This is a genomic window from Cryobacterium sp. SO1 (assembly GCF_004210215.2).
GTDB lineage: Bacteria > Actinomycetota > Actinomycetes > Actinomycetales > Microbacteriaceae > Cryobacterium.
The window spans coordinates 3,544,554-3,559,667 of record NZ_CP067394.1 but is presented as its reverse complement, the minus strand read 5'-3'; the positions used below and the strand labels follow the sequence as shown (position 1 = coordinate 3,559,667).

13 protein-coding genes are annotated in these 15,114 nt (G+C 68.9%); 9 read left to right on the top strand and 4 right to left on the bottom strand.

All coding sequences use genetic code 11. From position 1 onward, the window contains the following. Positions 1–74 precede the first annotated feature (74 nt). Complete coding sequence (pip, locus tag BJQ95_RS16975) at positions 75–1,031, top strand: prolyl aminopeptidase (RefSeq protein WP_130177268.1); 957 nt, start codon at positions 75–77, stop codon at positions 1,029–1,031. Positions 1,032–1,164: 133 nt separating this feature from the next. Further along, positions 1,165–1,881, top strand: a complete 717-nt coding sequence (locus BJQ95_RS16970; RefSeq protein ID WP_130177269.1) for a hypothetical protein — start codon at positions 1,165–1,167, stop codon at positions 1,879–1,881. Positions 1,882–1,952: 71 nt separating this feature from the next. On the opposite strand, the gene BJQ95_RS16965 is transcribed toward BJQ95_RS16970, so the two are convergent. Genes BJQ95_RS16965 through BJQ95_RS16950 form a run of 4 tightly spaced genes read right to left on the bottom strand, consistent with a single transcriptional unit; the run spans position 1,953 to position 6,790 of the window. Then, a complete protein-coding gene (locus BJQ95_RS16965) occupies positions 1,953–3,020 on the bottom strand; it encodes a hypothetical protein (RefSeq protein WP_130177270.1) in 1,068 nt (355 codons plus the stop codon). Next, positions 3,020–3,976 carry a glycosyltransferase family 2 protein gene (locus tag BJQ95_RS16960; protein ID WP_256041438.1) on the bottom strand — a complete coding sequence of 319 codons (957 nt, stop codon included), beginning with the start codon at positions 3,974–3,976 and terminating at the stop codon, positions 3,020–3,022. Before BJQ95_RS16960 ends, BJQ95_RS16965 begins: the two co-directional genes overlap by 1 nt. Beyond that, positions 3,973–5,235 carry a glycosyltransferase gene (locus tag BJQ95_RS16955; protein WP_256041437.1) on the bottom strand — a complete coding sequence of 421 codons (1,263 nt, stop codon included), beginning with the start codon at positions 5,233–5,235 and terminating at the stop codon, positions 3,973–3,975. The genes BJQ95_RS16960 and BJQ95_RS16955 overlap by 4 nt, the downstream gene beginning before the upstream one ends. A 1-nt stretch (position 5,236) precedes the next feature. Next, positions 5,237–6,790 (bottom strand): sugar transferase, encoded by a 1,554-nt coding sequence (locus BJQ95_RS16950; protein WP_256041436.1) that lies wholly within the window; start codon positions 6,788–6,790, stop codon positions 5,237–5,239. A 451-nt stretch (positions 6,791–7,241) separates the two neighbouring features. Between BJQ95_RS16950 and BJQ95_RS16945 the strand changes: the two genes are divergently transcribed. The 7 genes from BJQ95_RS16945 to BJQ95_RS16915 are packed head-to-tail and all read left to right on the top strand — an operon-like array spanning position 7,242 to position 15,076. Continuing rightward, positions 7,242–8,324, top strand: a complete 1,083-nt coding sequence (locus BJQ95_RS16945) for a Gfo/Idh/MocA family protein (RefSeq protein WP_130177272.1) — start codon at positions 7,242–7,244, stop codon at positions 8,322–8,324. Further along, complete coding sequence (locus BJQ95_RS16940; protein WP_130177273.1) at positions 8,321–9,316, top strand: NAD-dependent epimerase/dehydratase family protein; 996 nt, start codon at positions 8,321–8,323, stop codon at positions 9,314–9,316. The genes BJQ95_RS16945 and BJQ95_RS16940 overlap by 4 nt, the downstream gene beginning before the upstream one ends. Further along, the gene (locus tag BJQ95_RS16935) at positions 9,313–10,464 is read left to right on the top strand and encodes a DegT/DnrJ/EryC1/StrS aminotransferase family protein (RefSeq protein ID WP_130177274.1); all 1,152 of its coding nucleotides are present in this window, start codon (positions 9,313–9,315) and stop codon (positions 10,462–10,464) included. The genes BJQ95_RS16940 and BJQ95_RS16935 overlap by 4 nt, the downstream gene beginning before the upstream one ends. Beyond that, the gene (locus BJQ95_RS16930; protein WP_130177275.1) at positions 10,457–11,098 is read left to right on the top strand and encodes a NeuD/PglB/VioB family sugar acetyltransferase; all 642 of its coding nucleotides are present in this window, start codon (positions 10,457–10,459) and stop codon (positions 11,096–11,098) included. The genes BJQ95_RS16935 and BJQ95_RS16930 overlap by 8 nt, the downstream gene beginning before the upstream one ends. Beyond that, positions 11,095–12,249, top strand: coding sequence for a DegT/DnrJ/EryC1/StrS aminotransferase family protein (locus BJQ95_RS16925; RefSeq protein WP_130177276.1), 1,155 nt, complete (start codon positions 11,095–11,097; stop codon positions 12,247–12,249). Before BJQ95_RS16930 ends, BJQ95_RS16925 begins: the two co-directional genes overlap by 4 nt. Further along, positions 12,246–13,853 carry an acyl-CoA ligase (AMP-forming), exosortase A system-associated gene (locus BJQ95_RS16920; RefSeq protein ID WP_130177277.1) on the top strand — a complete coding sequence of 536 codons (1,608 nt, stop codon included), beginning with the start codon at positions 12,246–12,248 and terminating at the stop codon, positions 13,851–13,853. The genes BJQ95_RS16925 and BJQ95_RS16920 overlap by 4 nt, the downstream gene beginning before the upstream one ends. Continuing rightward, a complete protein-coding gene (locus tag BJQ95_RS16915; RefSeq protein ID WP_130177278.1) occupies positions 13,850–15,076 on the top strand; it encodes a pyridoxal-dependent decarboxylase, exosortase A system-associated in 1,227 nt (408 codons plus the stop codon). Before BJQ95_RS16920 ends, BJQ95_RS16915 begins: the two co-directional genes overlap by 4 nt. The last annotated feature ends 38 nt before the right edge of the window (positions 15,077–15,114 follow it).

The following is a 15,114-nucleotide window of genomic DNA, read 5'->3' as shown; positions in this document are numbered from 1 at the left end:
CGCTCGTGGCGTGCCCCGAGGGCGTGCGCCGCGAGCCTCCGACCTGCCTCCGGCCCGGGCCGTAGGCTCGACACATGAGAGAGTTCTACCCCGAGATCGAACCGTACGACACCGGCATGCTCGACGTCGGCGACGGCAACACCGTGTACTACGAGGTCTCCGGCAACCCCGACGGCAAGCCGGCGGTGTACCTGCACGGTGGCCCCGGCGGCGCGTCCAGCCCCACCCAGCGGAGGGTGTTCGACCCGGAGAAGTACCGCATCGTGCTCTTCGACCAGCGCGGCTGCGGCCGAAGCACCCCGCACGCCAGCGAAGTGGATGCCGACCTGTCGAGTAACACCACCTGGCACCTGGTCGCCGACATCGAGCGTCTCCGCGAACACCTCGGCATCGACCGCTGGCTGGTCTGCGGCGGCTCCTGGGGCAGCTCGCTGGGCCTGGCCTACGCCGAGACGCACCCCGAAAAGGTCACCGAACTCGTGCTGCGCGGCATCTTCACGCTGCGCCCCATCGAGCTGGACTGGTTCTACGAGGGCGGCGCCGCGGCGATCTATCCCGACCTCTGGGAGGGCTTCATCGCCCCCGTCCCGATTGACCAGCGAGGTCGCCTGATTGAGGCGTACAGCCGACTGCTGCATGACCCCGACCGGTCCGTGCGGGAACGCGCCGGCGTCGCCTGGTCCACCTGGGAATCCTCCACCGTCACGCTGCTACAACAGCCGGAGACCATTGAGAGGTTCACCGAGCCGTCCTTCGCCGTGGCGTTCGCTCGCATTGAGAACCACTACTTCATGAACAAGGGCTGGTTCGAGCCCGAACAGCTGATCCGGGATGCGTCTAAGCTCAAGGACATCCCCGGGGTCATCGTGCAGGGCCGCTACGACATGTGCACGCCGGCATTCACAGCTTGGGCGCTGCACCAGGCCTGGCCGGAGGCCGATTTCCAGATGGTTCCGGATGCAGGCCACTCGTTCGAGGAGCCCGGCATCCGCGCCGCGTTGCTCGACGCGACGGATCGCTTCGCCGGGTAGCCCGCCCGGACGTGGGCGGCCCGTGTGGGTCTGGCCGCCCTTGGCAGCAGGCCGGGACCGTGCCTAAATGGCAGGAGCAGCGCACCGACCGGTTCGCTGTTCCCGAAATGTCCCGAGCGGTAGGAACCCGTCTATGCCTCCAGCCGACGCCCGCGGGGCTGGCGTGCGCGCGCAGCAGCGGTGGCAGGAGATCGGTGTGCTGGGCGTCAGTGGAGTCGCCATCGTCCTCTTCGTCGCGTCGCTGTCGCTGACGGCAGGCGGCAGGTCCGCCGAGGCCGGTGCCACAGCCGTGACCAGGTTGGGCTCTCCGGCGCTCAGCGAGTCCGTTGCGGCAGACCCACCAGACACGCTCAGACCGGATGAGTCGGCCTCTGTGACGGCCGGTGCCGAGCCGGAGGCACTGGAGGCTTTCGCGGCGGAATCTCCGCTGGTGGAGCTCCCGTCGGTTCCGCTGACCGAGCAGGTCGCTCCCGTGCCCGGGCTGGTCTTCACGATCGGTGCAGTCCAGTCCGTCGACGTCATCAACCCTGCTGAGGGCGAGGGCGAGGGCGAGGGCGAGGGCGATGTCGTGGCGCCCGCGCTGCGTTTGTCCGTGACCCTGCGGAACGACACGAGCGCCAGGGTGTCCCTGGAGTCCACGGCTGTGAGCCTCTACGCGGGGACACCGCTACTGCCGACGACAGCCCTGCCCGAGTCGCAGATGCTGCCCGAGTGGGTCGCAGCAGGGGCCACGGTCACTGGCCTGTACCTGTTCGCCGTGCCGGCCGAGGACCGGTCGTCGGTAAGGGTCGTCGTTGACTACGCGGTCGGAGTGCCACGGGTAGTGTTCGCGGGTGCGGTGACCCGCTAGGCGCAGGCGCCACCCATCGCCTGTACAGATGATTGAGGGACCTGTCGCAGTGCCCCCCCAGGAAAGTGGCGCTATGTATAGGTACGCCGGCCGGCATCCACCGGTTCGGGCTCGTGGATGGGCGGTCCTGCGGGCCCTTTCACCAGGCGCAACGCGGTGGCGTAGGCGGCTCGATGTTTGGCGGCGATGAGCGGCCAGGCCCTGGCGGACAGGTCCGGCCTTTCGGCCCGGTGCGCCAGTTCTGCCCGACACTCGGTGAGAGCGCCGTCAAGTATCCGGGCGGTCAACGCCCCGGTGTAGGTGAACACCCAGCCTCGACCCACTTCGGCACGCAGCCCGCCGGTGGCGACGTTCGCCGGCACCAGGATCGGCCGGGCCAACGACAGAGCGAGCACCGCAGCCTCCGATCCGTAGAGGTCTTGGTAGGGGAGGATGACCAGTTCCGCCTGGGCGATCTCCGCGGCCAGCTCGGTATCACTGAGATGGCCCAGCGAGACGCTGACACGGTCGTCGGCCAGGGCGGCCAGCAGCACCTCCGCGCCGATATCGGTACTGATGGGCGTGCCGACCACGCGCAGGGAGAGTGGCCCGCCGTCGGGACCGACGGGAAGGGCTGTGAAAGCCTGGACCAGGTCCGGAACCCCCTTATTTGGCCGGATGAGCCCGGAGTAGAGCAGCCGGCCCGGCACGGAGGATCCGGTGCCGACACCGTCGAACCAGTGCCGGTAGTCGCCGTGCGCGATGGTGCGGGCCACCGCGCCGGCCGGAACCGGGGTCGCCGGGTTGAGGCGGATCCACAGGGCGGTGCGCCGGTCGAGCCGTGCCAGTAACGCACGGTCGATCCGGCTGCCGGCCCGGTGGCTGTGGACGTCGTGCAGGGTTCGCACCACCGCCGTCCGGTGCCGACGTGCCCAGAGCCTCAGCAGCAGGGCGCGGAACAGCATCCTCTTCAGGGCCGACGACGAACCGGGCAGCAACGACTCCGGCCAGTGCACGTGGAACACGTCGTAGGGAACGCCGAGGGCGCGGCGCCAGGTGAAGCCGAGCACCTCGGTCTCCGGGCCCAGCTGGGCACCGAGCTGCACCAGGTAGGGGTTGGTGGTGCCCTGGCCGGTCCGGAAGGACTGCAGAACGCGCATCAATGAACCGCTGATTTCGCCGCCGTCACGGGGGGACACGATCCGGTCGCGGTCAGCGGGATGGTGAGCGTCCGGATGGCCAACACGGCGCCCGCCCCGGTGCCGCGCACTGCCGCAGCCACGAGCCGCGCGTCGGATCGGGCCGGACCGCGGCCGGTCTCGCTTCGCAGGACCCCCATCGCGTAGACCGGACTGAGCAGAAGCCAACGGATGAGATGCCGACGGCTCAGGTGCCGCGCAGCGAACGCCAGCCGATTTCGGCAGGTGGAATAGACCTGCAACGGTGACCGCAGTGCGGGGGCCTGGCCGCCGCAGTCCTCGCGAATGACCCGGATATCCTCCCGCACGGCCAGGGATCCGCCGGCGGCCACGCACCGCCAAGACAGGTCAACGTCCTCCCACTGCAGGAAGTAGCTCTCGTCGAAGCCATCCAACCAGTCCCACAGGCCCGCGTGGATCATCAGACATGCGCCGCTCAACCAGCCGGCCGGTGCGGCACTGTCGGCCGCGCCGCCGGTCCGGGTCCGGCCCCGACGGATGTCCACGGTGCCGCCGCCGAACCACACCGTGCCGTTGGAGTGCAGAATGCGCGGGCTGACCAGTCGCTGGGGGTTCGCCGCGCAGTCCAAGGCCAGCGCGAGGAGCGCCGGCTCGTCGATGCGCACGGCCGGATCGAGTACCAGCAGGAGGCGGCACCCGCGCGAGCGTAGCAGGCGCACTCCGGCATTGACCGCGGCTGCGAAGCCGAGGTCGAGCCCCGGGGCGAGCAACGTCCAGCCTTCCCGCTCGCAGACCACCGTCGTCGCCTCCCGCTCTGCGAGACCGGAAAAATTGTCGACGATGACGACCCGCCGGGGCGGCACCTGCCGCCCGAGTTCAACGAGGTTGCGCTCGAGCAGTGCGGGGTGACCGTAGGCGACCACCACGATGCCCAGGTCAGGCGGCAGGGGCGTCACGGAGTGCCCCGCGCCGCAGCGCTCCGCCCGCGTGGGCCCTCGGTTTCCTTCCAGGTTGACCGAGCGGCTCGGCCCGGACTCAGCCCCTGGGTGCTGTACCCCGAGACCAGGCGCTGGGCGAGGTCTTCATAGCAGTCGGTGACATGGCCCCAGTTGTATCGGGATGCGGCCCGGCGCTGCAGAGCCTCGCTGACCTCCTGGGTGTGATGGGGGTTCAGCTCGGCATCCTCGATCAGCGCCGCGAGTGTCGCCGCGTCGTGAAAGTACGCTCCATAAACGCCGAGAACGTCGCGGTTGAAACTGACGTCCCAGGCGATCGCGGCGGTCCTGGCCCCCATAGCGCGCAGCAGCGACGGGTTCGTTCCCCCGACTGAGTGACCGTGCAGATAGCTGACCGAGTGTGCATACAGCTGGTCGAGTTGGTCCTGGTCCCACAGCTTGCCGAGCAATCGCACGCGCGGGTCCTGAGCGAGGGCAGCGATCCTCCGTGCGTGCACGCCCGGTTTCGGGGCGGAGCCCACCACCACCAGGGGCAGCGCGGCGCTGCTTCGCCGGTAGCCGTCGATGATGACGTCGACGTGGTTCTCCGGTTCGAAGCGGGCCACGACGAGATGGTACCCGTTGGGCCTCAGTCCAAGCTCGGCCAGGCGAGTCGCCGGTGGGTTCTGCAGGAGGTGGGTTCCATAGCCGATCAGTTCGGTGGGGATCGAGAACTCGGCGCGATAGTACTCGACGATTCCCGGCGCATCGGCGATGAGGGCGTCGGCGCAGCGCGCCGACAGTTGCTCTGCCCACCGGTAGTAGCGCCGTGCCGTGCCACCCCACTTGTCGCGCTTCCACTCCAGCCCGTCCACGTGCACACCGGTCGGGATGCCGCGTCTGCGCAGCAGCGGAACGAACGGTGCGTTCGCTGAGTTGAAGACGAACGCGGTGTCCGGGCGCGCCCCGGTGCTGGCGTGCAGCACCGAGAGCGCCGTGTGGCTGAGCGCTTCGAGGTGCCCCAGCCGCGGCGCCGGCAGGTGCACGAGCCGCATCCCCAGGTGCATAGAGTCCGGCGGAACCGGGCCTGGCGTTGACCGGCGGGAACGGCAGTAGACGGTCACGGCGTGTCCGCGATCAACCAGTCGCCGCCCCACCTCCTCAACAGCGGTCTCGAACCCGCCGAAACCGGCAGGCACACCGCGGGTGCCGATCATCACTATGCGCAACGCCTGCACACTCGAACGAGCATCCGGATCGGAGCTGTCCTGGGATCCCATCTCAGTACGCCCCCTCGGGCCGGATGACGATCTTCACGGTTCGCCAGATGATCATCAGGTCGCCGGCAAGCGACCAGTTCTCCACGTAATAGAGGTCGAGCCGGACGCTCTCCTCCCAGCTGAGGTTCGAGCGTCCGTTGACCTGCCACATACCGGTGAGACCGGGCTTGATGTAGAGCCGGCGGTGCATGTGCGTCTCGTAGTTCTCGACTTCGGCGGGCAACGGTGGGCGCGGCCCGACCAAGCTCATCTGGCCGACGACGATGTTCCACAACTGTGGCAATTCGTCCAGGGAGTACTTGCGCAGGACACGGCCGACCCGGGTGATGCGCGGGTCGCTGCGTATCTTGAAGAGCACCCCGGCGCCTTCGTTCTGATCCAGCAGCCCGGCCAGGTCGTCTTCGGCGGTCCGCACCATCGAGCGCACCTTGAGCATGGGAAAGGTCCGGCCGTTTCGGCCGACCCGTTCCTGCCGGAAGAGCACCGGCCCCGGGCTGTCCAGCTTGACCAGGATGGCGATCACGACGAGGAGCGGGCTGATCACGAGCAGGGCGGCGCCGCCAAGGGCGATATCGAGCGCGCGCTTGAGCACGTGCTTGGCGCCGTCGTACTGGGGGATCTCCACGTGGATGAGAGGTAAGCCCTCGACCGGGCGGAAGTGGATGCGGGGACCGGCGACATCGGTCAACCGGCTGGACAGGACGAGCTCGGCCGACGTCTTCTCGAGGTCCCAGCCCAGGTTGCGAATGAAGGTGCTTCCCAGGCTCGGATGCCCGGCGACGATGACGGCATCGACCCCCAGCGACTGCGCCGCGGCGGCGACATGGGCGAAGTCGGACACCACGGGAACCCGGTGGCCGGCCGAGGTCACACTCGTCGTGTTCTCGCCTTCCAGCGCCGCGCCGACCACCTGGTACGCGGCGCCGGATTTCTCGTTGATCTGCTGCACGACGTACTCGATGTCCTCCCGGCCGCCGACGACGATGGCGCGGGCGAGGTAGTGGCCGAACTTCCGCTGCCGGATCAGCCATTTACGCCAGAGCCAGCGCTCCAGGACCAACGCGGCAACCCCGAACGGCAGGGCGAAGACGAAGTAGGCGCGCGCCGTATCGACCTGCAGAAGCAGGAACGCGATGGCGAGCATGCCGAACGACAGCGCGCTGGCGTTGATCACAAGTTTGTATTCGGTGGCTCCCACCGCGACGACTCGGGGGTCCCTGGTGCGGAAGGTGGAAAGCGTGACGATCCAGATGCCGATGACCAGACCGATGATCGCCCAGGTGGAGAGTGGGATCGGAGTCGTGGTCGCGATCGGTGTCCCCAGGGCGAACCGGGCCAGGAAGGCGCCGGTGACGGCGGCGATGATCACCCCGGCATCCGTGAGCTGGAGCTTGGTGCGATAGCTCCGTGCCCACGCCGCGCCGGACAGTCCGACGGCGGCGTCGCGCACCACGGGGGCATGGGTGACCGGGGCGGTCCTGACCAGGTGCAGCTGGGCGCGGTAGGCCCCCGCAACAGCGCCCGCAGTGGCGGAATGCTGTCCCGGCGTGCTCATCGGAGGCCGGCGCTTCCGGCCGGAGGCCGGGCAGGCCGAGCACGGGTGACACCTGCCGTTGTCGGCATGGGCGTATTTCGGGGTCGACGAATAGGTCGACACGTCACAGACGTATTCACTGAGGGGTCCCCTGCATTTCGGGTTTACAGGTTCTAACGGGTGGTGGAGCTGGTGGAGCGGTGACACGGATGAGGATTGGTGAGCTTCACGTGAGGGATTCTCAGCACCTCACGACGTGACCATACCTGCTCAGCATTGTCCGCGCTGTGACCTGAACAGGGGGCAGGCCAGGGGATCTGCAGGTCACCCCCGGTTGGGGGCAGCGAATCACCGAACGCGGTGGCATTGTGACTGCTTGAGCGACCCTCAGCTTTAGGGCGCTCTTTGCTTGCGACTTCAGCCGTCAAGCCGTGGCCGTCAAGCCATGGCCATCTAGCCATAGGGGTTCACTGTGACCGATACGTTGCGGATCGCCGTCATCGGCGCCGGGTACTGGGGGCCGAATCTGGCCCGGAATTTCCGGGCGAGCCCGCACTGGGAACTCGCCGCGGTCTGTGACCTCGACGCCGACCGCGCGGCGCGCCTGGCGGGGCCCGGGAGCGGGGTGCGGGTGACGTCGTCCGTCGAATCCTTGCTCGCCGATGACAGCCTGGACGCCGTCGCCATCGCGACGCCGGCGGCGACCCATCACGACATCGCCTGCGCGGCGCTCGCCGCCGGGAAACACGTTCTGGTGGAAAAGCCGCTCGCTGACACCAGCGGGCGCGGTGCCGAGATGGCGCGGGTGGCCGCCGAGAATTCGTTGGTCCTGATGACCGACCACACCTACTGCTACACCCCGGCGGTGCTGAAGATCCGTGAGCTGATCGACGAGGGCGCCCTCGGCGACATCCTCTTCATCGACTCCGTCCGGATCAATCTCGGCCTGATCCAGCCGGACGTCGACGTGTTCTGGGACCTCGCCCCGCACGATTTGTCGATCATCGACTTCGTCCTGCCCGGTGGTCTGCGCCCGCTCAGCGTGTCGGCGCAGGGAGCTGACCCGCTCGGCGCCGGAAAAGCCTGTGTCGGATACCTCACCCTGCCGCTCCAACACGGAGCCATCGCGCACGTCCATGTCAACTGGCTGAGCCCCACGAAGATCCGCACCATGATCATCGGCGGAACCAAGCGCACCCTGGTCTGGGACGACCTCAACCCGCAGCAGCGGGTCAGCGTCTACGACCGCGGCGTGGACCTGGAGACCCAATCCCTGGACGGACTCGAACGACGGGCCGCCGCGATCTCCTACCGGCTGGGGGACACCTGGTCGCCCGCCCTGTCGGAGCGGGAGGCACTGGATTCCATGGTCACCGAGTTCGCCACGAGCATCAGGGAGCGGCGCGCCCCGCGCACCGACGCCGGGTCTGGGCTGCGGGTGCTCGAGGTGCTCGAGGCCGCCAGCCGCAGCCTGGCCGAGAACGCCGTGGTCACCTATCCGATCACGCCGCAGGCCACCGTGCTGCACGCCCAACTGGCTGGAGAGCGGGCATGACCGTGCTGCGGGGCGCCCGGGTGCTGGTCACCGGGGGAGCCGGCACCATCGGTTCCACGATCGTCGACCAGTTGCTCGACGCGGGGGTCGAGCACATCGATGTGCTGGACAACTTCGTGCGCGGGCGGATGGCCAACCTCGACCAGGCGATGGCCGACGGGCGGGTGTCGGTGATCGACGGTGACATCCGTGACGCAGCCCTGGTGCACAGGGTGACAGCGGGCAAGCGCCTGGTCTTCCACCAGGCGGCGATTCGCATCACCCAGTGCGCCGAAGAACCCCGCCTCGCCAACGAGGTGTTGGCCGACGGAACGTTCAATGTGCTGGAGGCCGCAGCTGCCCACGGTGTCGACAAGGTCGTCTCCGCGTCCAGCGCCTCGGTCTACGGCCTCGCCGAGGTCTTCCCCACGCCGGAGAGCCATCACGATCACAACAACGACACCTTCTACGGCGCGGCCAAGTCCTTCGGTGAGGGGATGCTGCGCAGCTTCCACGCCATGTACGGGCTGGACTACGTGGCCCTGCGTTACTTCAACGTTTACGGTCCGCGGATGGATGTGCACGGTCTCTACACCGAGGTCCTGGTGCGCTGGATGGAGCGTATCGCCGACGGCAAGCCGCCGCTGATCTACGGTGACGGGCTACAGACCATGGACTTCATCTTCACCACCGATATCGCCAGGGCGAACATCCTGGCCGCCGCCGGCGATCGCACCGAGGGCGTCTACAACGTGGCCAGCGGCACCGAGACCACCCTGCTGGGGCTGGCCGAGGCGCTGCTGGAGGTGATGGGCTCCGACCTGGCGGTGGAGCACGGGCCGGACCGTGCGGTCAATGGCGTGATCCGCCGCCTGGCCGACACCGGCGCGGCACGCCTGGACCTCGGCTTTGAGGCCCAGGTCGGACTGCACGAGGGCCTACGACGGCTCGTCGACTGGTGGCAGCCACAGCGCGAAGAGATCTCGGCCCGTCGAGTGAGCGCTGTCTCATGAGCCGCATCAACGTGATGAAGCCGTGGATGGGCGCCGAGGAGATCCTCGCCCTCAGTGAGGTGATCGAGTCCGGCTGGGTGGCCCAAGGGCCCAGGGTCGCTCAGTTCGAGCACGAGTTCGCAGCTTCGATGCAGGCCGAACACGCCATAGCGACCTCGAACTGCACCACCGCCCTGCACCTGGCGCTGATTGTGGCCGGTGTCGAAGCCGGCGATGAGGTGATCGTGCCGTCATTCTCCTTCGTCGCCACGGCGAACGCGCCCACCTACGTCGGCGCGCGACCGATCTTCATCGACGTCGACCCCGACACCGGATGCGTCACGGCGGACGGCGTCGCCGCCGCCATCACTGATCGCACACGTGCCGTCATCGTGGTCGACCAGGGCGGTGTTCCGGTCGACCTCGACCCGATCCGCGCCCTGTGCGACCCGCTGGGCATCGTGGTGATCGAAGACGCCGCCTGCGGCGCCGGGTCCACCTATAAGGGTCGCCCGGTCGGGGCGGGGGCCGTGCTCGCCGCGTGGTCCTTCCACCCGCGCAAGCTGTTGACCACCGGGGAGGGCGGCATGCTCACGACCTCGAACGCGGACTGGGCCGCCCGCGCCAGACGACTGCGGGAGCACGCCATGAGCGTGTCGGCGAACGACCGGCAGGCGAGCGTTCTCGCACCGGCCGAAGAATACCTGGAGATCGGGTTCAACTATCGGATGACCGACCTGCAGGCTGCCGTGGGCATCGTGCAGCTGGGGCGCCTGTCGCAGATTGTGCGCCGGCGACGTGAGATCGCCGACAGGTACACCGCGGCCCTGGCCGGCGTCGACGGGCTCCGTCCGGTGCGAGACCCCGAGTGGGGCACCTCGAACTACCAGTCCTACTGGGTCGAGGTCGGCGAGGAGTATCCGCTCGATCGGGAGACGTTGCTGCTGCACCTGGCCGAAGCCGGGATCTCGGCTCGCCGGGGCATCATGTCGTCGCACCTGCAGCCGGCCTATTCCGGCAGCCCGTCACAGCGCATCCCGCTGCCGGTGTCTGAGCGCCTCACCGGCACCACCCTGATCCTGCCGCTGTATCACCAGCTTGATGGCGCCCAACAGGCCACCGTCATCGACGCGATGCTCGCCCCGCTCACGGTGGTGGCCCATGGCTGATGTGCTGCTCGTCGCGGCGAGCGGCCTGGCCAGGGAGGCGCTGTCGGTGCTGCGCCGATCGGGTCAGCACACCGCGATCGGCTACCTCGACGACGACAGGGCACTGTGGGGCAAAAGCCTGGACGGGCTGCCGATCCTGGGCGGAACCGGGCAGGCCGCCGAGCACCCGCGGGCCCGGCTGGTCATCTGCGCCGGACGCGGCGCCGCGCGGGCCGCGATCGCGGCCCGCCTGGCCGGAACCGGCCGCAGCAACGACGACTACGTCAGCATCATCGACCCCAGCGTGGTGGTACCGAAGGATTGCACGGTGGGGGTGGGCAGCATCCTGCTCGCCGGCGTCGTCCTGACCACGAACGTGGAGCTCGGCCGGCACGTCGTTGTGATGCCGAACGTGACGCTGACCCATGACGACCTCATCGAGTCTTTCGCCACGCTCTGCGCGGGGGTCGCACTCGGCGGCCATGCCTGGATCGGTGAGGGCGCGTACCTGGGCATGAACGCCAGTGTGCGCGAGGGTCTGCGAGTCGGTAAATACGCGGTGCTGGGAATGGGCGCCGCGCTCACCCAGGACCTGCCATCCGAAGAAACCTGGTTGGGCGTACCGGCCCGCCCCAGAGAGGTAGCTACAGCATGAGGGTTCCCTTTCTCGATCTGGTCGCCCAGCAGGCGGAGATCGCCGACGAGGTGCTGCCCACCTGGCAGGCGCAGTTCATCTCAGCGGCGTTCGTCGGCGGCGCCGAGGTCGCCGCATTCGAGCGGGAGTACGCCGCGTACATCGGCACCAAGCACTGCGTCGGCGTGGCCAACGGTACCGACGCCGTCGAGCTCGCGCTCCGCGCCGTCGGCGTCCGCCCCGGCGACGAGGTCATCATCCCCGTCAACACGTTCATCGCGACCGCCGAGGCCGCGACGCGTCTCGGCGCTATCCCGGTCTTCGTCGACGTCGACGAGCAGTACCTCCTCATCGACCCCGCCGCCGTCGCTGCGGCGGTCACCACGCGCACCCGGGCGATCGTGCCCGTTCACCTGTACGGCCAGACCGCACCGATGGAGGCGCTCATCCCGATCGCGAACCGGCACGGGCTGGCGATGGTGGAGGACGCCGCCCAATCGCAGGGTGCCACCTCGACGCTCGGCCGAGCCGGCTCGCTCGGCCGGGTCGCCGCGACGAGCTTCTACCCCGGCAAGAATCTCGGTGCCGCCGGCGATGCCGGCGCTGTGCTCACCGACGACCCGGCCGTCGCGGAGTTCGTCCGGAACTTCGGCGCGCACGGCAGCTCGGTCAAGTACGTGCACGACCGGGCCGGCGTGAACTCGCGGCTGGACGCCGTGCAGGCCACGGTGCTGCGGGCAAAGCTGCGCCGGCTCGACCGATGGAACACCGCCCGCCGCGCGGCCGCCGTGCGGTACGCCGACCTGCTCGCCGACGTGCCCGGCGTGCGCGTGCCGGCCACCCGCCCCGGCAACGAGGACGTCTGGCATCTCTACGTCGTGCAGGTCAGCGAACGCGACCGGGTGCTCGCCGACCTCGGGGCCGCCGGCATCGGCGCGGCCATCCACTATCCGACGCCGTTGCATCTGACGGCCGCCTACGCGGGCCTCGGCTATCGGGACGGCCAGTTCCCGGTGGCTGAAGCTGCCGCCCGCCGGATCCTCTCCCTGCCGATGTACCCGCACCTCACCGCGATTCAGCAATCCGAGGTCGCCGACGCGCTCCAAGGCAGTGTGACATCGGCAACGACGGTCGAGTCGCGGCCGGTCCTGGCTGACCGGGCCGTCTCATGAGCGCCGAGCCCGACCGGGACCAGCCGGTGAGGACGAACTTCCACCACCTCCTCCAGCAGGCGGCGGTGCGCACACCGGACGCGCCGGCGCTGAGCTACCGGAATGCCACCATCGGTTACGGCGACACTTGGCGGATGGCGCGCGCCGCCGCCGGACAGCTGCAGGCCCTGGGCATGCGGCGTGGCGACCGGGTCGCGATCTACCTGGAGAAACGCGTTGAAACCGTCGCGGCGATCTTCGCCGTCTCCGCGGCCGGTGGCGTCTTCGTTCCGGTCAACCACGTGCTCAAGGCAGCCCAAGTGCAGCACATCCTGCAAGACAGCGGCGCGGCGGTGCTTGTCACCTCCGCCGACCGGCTCGGCCGGCTCGGGCCGGTGCTGCCGGTCACCCAGGTCGTGCACGTGATCGTCGTCGGCGCCGGAACGCCCAACCCGGAAGGATCCTGGGAGGTGCACGGCTGGGACGCCGGGCAGGCCGCGGCGGGCGACCTGTCCCCGTCACCGGCGATCGACCTCGACCCGGCCGCGATCCTGTACACCTCCGGCAGCACCGGAAAGCCCAAGGGGGTCGTGCTCAGCCACCGCAACCTGATCATGGGAGCCGAAAGCGTCAGTTCCTACCTGGGGAACTCCAGCGACGACGTCATCCTCAGCGTGCTGCCGCTGAGCTTCGATGCCGGGCTGAGCCAGGTGACGACGGCCTTCTCCGTCGGCGCGCACTGTGTGCTGATGAACTACCTGCTGCCGCAGGAGGTGCCCAAGCTGTGCGAGCAGTACGGTGTCACCGGCCTCACCTGCGTACCCCCGCTCTGGCTTCAACTGGCCGAGCTGGCCTGGCCGACGGCAGCGGCGGGCCGGCTGCGGTACTGGGCGAACACGGGCGGCCGGATGCCCAGGCTGACCCTTGACCGTCTGCGGGGCATCTTCGCAGCAGCCGACCCGTACCTCATGTACGGGCTCACGGAGGCGTTCCGGTCGACCTACCTCGATCCGGCCGAGATCGATCGACGTCCCGACTCGATCGGCCGCGCCATCCCGAATGCCGAGATCCTCGTCCTTCGCCCCGACGGCACGCCCTGCTCGCCGGGCGAGGAGGGGGAACTTGTGCACCGGGGCGCCCTGGTCGCGCTCGGCTACTGGAACGACCCGATCCGCACGGCAGAACGATACCGGCCGGTGCTCCACCCCCAGCAACCGTGGCGCGCCCCCGAGCGTGCGGTCTGGTCGGGAGACACCGTCGTGGCCGACCAGGAGGGCTTCCTGTATTTCGTCGGCCGTACCGACGACATGATCAAGACGTCGGGGTACCGGGTGAGCCCCAGCGAGATCGAGGAGGCCGCTTACAGCACCGGCCTCGTGCGCGATGCGATCGCCCTCGGTGAGGAGGACCCGGCGCTGGGCCAAAGGATTGTGCTTGTGGTCACGGCGACGTCGCCAGACCTCGACCTTGACATCGGCGCGCTCGCCGCCGCCCTCCGACAGCGCCTGCCGCTCTACATGGTGCCGGCTCGCATCGAGCCTCGCGAGTCGGTGCCCCGCTCGCCCAACGGTAAGTATGATCGGACCCGGCTTGTGGCCGAAGTCCTGGCGGAGGTCTCCGGATGAAGCCGCAGGAGCACGTCGACGTCTTCGGCACAGTGGACGGCGAACTCCGGGTCGGCGGGATGCCGCTGTCCAGGCTCGCCGCTCGTGTCGGTTCGACGCCGTTCTTCGCCTACGACCGGGCGCTGCTGGACCGACGGGTCGACGAGCTGCGTTCGGCGCTGCCCGCACGGGTCGAACTCAGCTTCGCGATGAAGGCGAATCCCATGCCCGCCGTCGTGCAACACCTGGCCGGCCGGCTCGACCGGATCGACGTGGCGTCCGGGCTGGAGCTGCAGACCGCACTGGACACCACCATCCCGGCCGGCCAAGTCAGCTTCGCCGGCCCCGGCAAGACACCCGCGGAGATCCGTCAGGCCGTCGCAGCCGGCATCCTCATCGAGGTGGAGTCCAGCACCGAATTCCGCCGGGTGCTCAGCGCGGCCGACCAACTCGGGATCGAACCGAACGTGGCCGTGCGGGTCAATCCCGACTTCGCAGTCAAAGGATCCGGCATGCGGATGGGCGGTGGGCCGCAGCAATTCGGCATCGACGCCGAACTGGTGCCCGGCGTGCTGCGCGACTACGCGACGGCGGGGGCCAACGTGCTCGGCTTCCACGTCTTCGCCGGTTCGCAGAACCTGAACGCGGTGACGATCGCCGAAGCGCAACGGCACACCGTCGACCTCGTGAGCAGCCTCGCGGAGCACCTGCCCACGCCCCTGCGCTACCTCAATCTGGGTGGCGGCTTCGGCATCCCGTATGTCGAAAAAGACCAGCCGCTCGACCTCGGCGCCGTCGCCGAGAACCTCCACGAGCTGGTGGACGGGCCGATCGCGAGTCGGATGCCCGAGGCCCGTCCCGTCATCGAACTCGGCCGGTACGTGGTGGGGGAGTGTGGGGTCTACGTCACCCGGGTGCTGGACCGCAAGGTGTCGCGGGGTACGACGTTCCTCGTGGTCGACGGCGGCATGCATCACCAGCTCGCCGCGTCGGGCAACTTCGGCCAGGCCATCCGCCGCAACTACCCCGTCACGGTCGGAAACCGGGTCGGGAGAGCCTCCACGGAGACCGTCACGGTCGTGGGGTGCCTGTGCACCCCGCTCGACCTGCTCGCCAAAGAAGTCGAGCTGCCCCAGGCCGACATCGACGACCTCATCGTGATCTTCCAGGCCGGAGCGTACGGCCTGACCGCCAGCCCGACCGCCTTCCTCGGACATCCCGCACCCGCGGAGGTCCTCGTTTGATCACATCTGAGCTGAACACATCTGAGCTGAATACACCC